At 35.2% G+C, this 2730-nt stretch carries 4 protein-coding genes; all 4 read right to left on the reverse strand.

Going from position 1 to position 2730, the window contains the following annotated elements; genetic code table 11:
• Nucleotides 1-88: 88 nt before the first annotated feature.
• Entirely contained in the window at nt 89-505 is a 417-nt protein-coding gene (locus tag Q4534_RS23970) for a UPF0158 family protein (protein ID WP_303615694.1), read from the reverse strand.
• 181 nt (nt 506-686) lie between these two features.
• Nucleotides 687-1562, reverse strand: coding sequence for an SDR family oxidoreductase (locus tag Q4534_RS23975; protein WP_303615695.1), 876 nt, complete (start codon nt 1560-1562; stop codon nt 687-689).
• Nucleotides 1563-1570: 8 nt separating this feature from the next.
• Entirely contained in the window at nt 1571-1954 is a 384-nt protein-coding gene (locus Q4534_RS23980; RefSeq protein WP_303615696.1) for a DUF6326 family protein, read from the reverse strand.
• A gap of 85 nt (nt 1955-2039) precedes the next feature.
• Nucleotides 2040-2615: a Crp/Fnr family transcriptional regulator gene (locus tag Q4534_RS23985; protein WP_303615697.1), complete on the reverse strand. Its 576-nt coding sequence runs from the start codon at nt 2613-2615 to the stop codon at nt 2040-2042.
• Between the last annotated feature and the right edge of the window lie 115 nt (nt 2616-2730).

Genomic DNA, 2730 nt, shown 5'->3' on the forward strand with positions numbered 1-2730 from the left:
CCTAATTCCCAACATCACTTCGTTCAACACTGCATTCAGACTAGGCTGTTCCAGCCATCAGAATGCTTAGTTATTGTGCACTGGCTTTTTATTTTTCTTTTATTTCAACTTGTCGTTTCACAAAGTCAATATACGCTTTGTTTTTAAAGTCAAACCAATTCTGTCTATAGTCAGAGTAGTCTATCAAATTCTTAAAGTTTTGAAAGGGTTTTCGTTTCGAGATTGCGTTCAGAATTCTGTCCTTAAAACTCTCATCTGATAATGAATAAGCAAAATTTTCCATCACGCGATAACTTTCAAACGATTCCATTTTTTCAAAACGTTCATAATTGTCCCAGTCGTTCTCAATTTTGTCGATGATGTCTTGCCAAGGTTGAGGATCGAAATATGGGTCGTTTGGGTCAGGATGGGAATCAATTGTCCCAGTTGGCCGATGGTAAAAACAGATCATTCCGCTGTCCAGCAGTTCGGCAATTTCGATAATCTGTTTTTTGTTCAGCGTCATGTTTTTCGGCTTGTGCACAACGGTTAGTATAAGAAAAGTAGGGCAGTAAATAAGCGATAAACTTTCGGTTTAGCACGAAGCCATATTTCTAATTTTCTTGTTGTCAAAATACAAATTAAAAATATGGCGACCTTGTAGATGAGACCAAGCCTTTGTTTAAGCACTATCTGCCCTATTTTTTTTATACATTGTTGTAGGGCGTTTTGATTGAAGAGTGAATTAATCTTTCGCTAATATCCCAAAGCTTTTTTGCGGTCTCTGCATTAGTTGCCCAAGGTTTAGGTGATTTCTCTTTGCAATTTCTGAAATTCTTACCTGATATCCCTTCAACCTCTGTTGAGGAACACATATAGATGGATGTTTTTGCTCCTTTTTCAGATGTTTGTAAAAACAACTTCATAAGAGGGGAAACTATTTTACCAAATAAACCATTTTGAGAACCCAAGTTAGTGCCTACTTCTCCTGGGTCAACAGAATTAACAGTTACATTACTTTCCTTGAGACGGTTAGCTAGTTCGCAAGTAAAAAGAACGTTTGCAAGTTTTGAATGACTGTAAACTTTCAACGATTTAAAGCCATTATCGAAATTTAAATCTTCAAAATTTATTTTCTTAACAAGTATGTGTGCACCTGATGCTACGTTTACAATTCGTGCAGAGCCACTCGATTTTATTCGCTCCAACAATAAATTGGTTAATAAGAAATGAGAAAGGTGGTTAACAGCAAACATTTCCTCATATCCATCTTTAGAGAGTTTTCTAGAAGTATTGTAAATACCTGCATTATTTAAAAGAATGTGTAAAGGTTTATTGTAGCTCAAAAATGAGTGAGCTACTTTGGTAACGTCCATTAATGATGATAGGTCTCCAATGATTAGATGAATATTTTGATTACCTGTCTCTGATTTAATTTCTTGTACGACTTTTTTTCCTTTTTGACCATTGCGACCAACCAAATATAGTTCTGCTCCCATTTTGGCTAGAGCTTTTGCTGAAGCTAATCCAATTCCACTTGTAGCTCCTGTTATTAGCCCTGTTTTGTTCTTTAAATTCCCCATAGAAGTCTTTATTTGTCAATATTTGAGGTTTCCTTATGCTTTAAAGCAAAAACTATGATTGTCAATAACCCTATTGCAGTAGTAATTAGAAAAAAAACATCATCTAAATCTTTGGGTAAATTCATAAATAGAGTAAGAATAGATAAAGTGGCTACACAAACATTTAACCACTTATTAGGGTTATGTGGCAAAAACTGAGAAAGTACAATCATCAAAATAGGAAGCTCAAGTAGGATACCTCCAATTAGCATAAGTTCTTCAGTGATGGTATTGCCATTTACTATTCCGTTTTGCATTTCTTCTAGTAAACCGGGTCTGAATAGGTCGTGTATATCTTTAATTATGATATTCATTAAAACATACACCCATAGGAAAGAGAGTTTTGTTCTCATATTAATTATACTTTTAGTGAGCTACAAAACTATTCTTCCCTAAAATGGAATTCATTCACCTAGGTTAACTTCGGTGGCCAAGTAATTATTTTTGGTGGATAAGACGTTTTCTTATTCTGCTCAAAGATTGGGGTTTAATTCCCAAGTAGCTTGCCAATTGGTATTGCGGAATACGTTCCAATAATTCGGGCTTCAATTTTCTAATTTCTAAATAATGCTCTTCAGGACTAAGGTTGCGATACTTATCTGTTGAGATTAATTGGTTAGTTGAATAATCGTCACTAATCTTTCTGTACAACGGAATAAAGTTTGGGTATGAAAGTAAAAGCTTTTCAGTTCGTTCCGTCTTACCAATTGAGAGTACACAGTCTTCAAGGCACTCTATAAAGTATTTAGAGGGTTGATTTTTTATGTAGCTAATTGGAACTAATGGGTCGTATTCTAAAAAGAAGTCGGTGTTTTTTTCCTCACCATCAATAATATAATAACTACGAATACATCCTTTAAGTACGAGATAGCTTTCTTTAGCATACTGACCTTCTTTAAGCAAAATAGCTCCCTTTTGGTACTTGCGAATTATTGCATTATCCTCAATAATCTTTATATCTTCTTCTGACAAAGATTTGTACTGGGAGAAAAATTTCACTAAAAGGTGTTTCATTAAATAATCAGTGTTTTTTGTAATGCCCTACAACGGTGAGTGTCGAGTAGGCAAGGGGAATTTCGCCCCGAGCCTCTCACAGAACCGTACGTGATAGTCTCCCATCATACGGCTC

Source organism: Cyclobacterium sp. 1_MG-2023, assembly GCF_030546805.1.
Lineage (GTDB): Bacteria > Bacteroidota > Bacteroidia > Cytophagales > Cyclobacteriaceae > Cyclobacterium.

What these genes read in the sequence shown, in the direction of transcription:
- Q4534_RS23970 (WP_303615694.1), bottom strand. Translation starts at nt 505, where the DNA reads ATGACGCTGAACAAAAAACAGATTATCGAAATTGCCGAACTGCTGGAC.
- Q4534_RS23985 (WP_303615697.1), bottom strand. Translation starts at nt 2,615, where the DNA reads ATGAAACACCTTTTAGTGAAATTTTTCTCCCAGTACAAATCTTTGTCA.
- Q4534_RS23975 (WP_303615695.1), bottom strand. Translation starts at nt 1,562, where the DNA reads ATGGGGAATTTAAAGAACAAAACAGGGCTAATAACAGGAGCTACAAGT.
- Q4534_RS23980 (WP_303615696.1), bottom strand. Translation starts at nt 1,954, where the DNA reads ATGAGAACAAAACTCTCTTTCCTATGGGTGTATGTTTTAATGAATATC.